At 63.3% G+C, this 798-nt stretch carries 1 protein-coding gene; it reads right to left on the bottom strand.

What is annotated here, in order from left to right; all coding sequences use genetic code 11:
* Positions 1–798, bottom strand: a 798-nt coding sequence (locus CV770_RS41260) for an AMP-binding protein (RefSeq protein WP_146101485.1), incomplete at both ends; no start/stop codon positions are given.

The following is a 798-nucleotide window of genomic DNA, read 5'->3' on the forward strand; positions in this document are numbered from 1 at the left end:
CAAAGGGACTGGCCATGAACCGCTCCGCGGTCAGCTCGGGCCGGTTCAGATAGCCGCGCGCCACCCCCGCCCCGCCGACATAGAGCTCCCCGACCGCACCGAACGGCACCGGCGCACCGTGTCCGTCAAGCAGATAGATCCGCGTGTTCGCGATCGGACGGCCGATCGTCTCGACGACAGTCTCTCCCCTTCGCATGCAAATCCAGGTCGAGTACGTCGTGGTTTCCGAAGGCGCGTACAGATTGCAGATCTTCTCGACCCGACTGCTCTCGAAGGCCTTCTCTATGAGGCCTGCCTTTAGCCGCTCGCCCGCCAAATTGATGACCCTTGTCGAGGGCGGCACGGCTTTGTTATCGACCAGAGAGGCGATCGCCGAGGGGACTGTGTTGATCAAAGAGATATCCAAAGACCTCTCGGCCAGCGCCAGCGCATTCTCGACAAGGTAAAGCGTGCTTCCTTGCGACAGCGGAACGAAGCACTCATAGACGGACAGATCAAAACTGATCGAGGTGGAGAACAGCATGCGGCTGGTCTCCTCCGCAAACACGCCGCTGCTCCAATGCAGCAGGTTCACGGTGCTCGCATGCTCGATCATGACACCCTTGGGGGTGCCGGTTGAGCCGGAGGTGTAGATCACATAGGCGAGATGGCGTGAGGTCAGGCCGAGCGCACGCGGGTCCGGATCCGACGCCGGCAGCTCCGCCCAGGCCGTGGCCGTCTCCAGATCCACCACCGTCACACCGGTAAGCCCGTCGCCGCCCAGCGCGGCGCGTCCGGCCGCATCGGCCAGCAACAGGT

It is taken from the genome of Bradyrhizobium sp. AC87j1, assembly GCF_002936975.1.
Classification (GTDB): Bacteria; Pseudomonadota; Alphaproteobacteria; order Rhizobiales; family Xanthobacteraceae; genus Bradyrhizobium; species Bradyrhizobium shewense.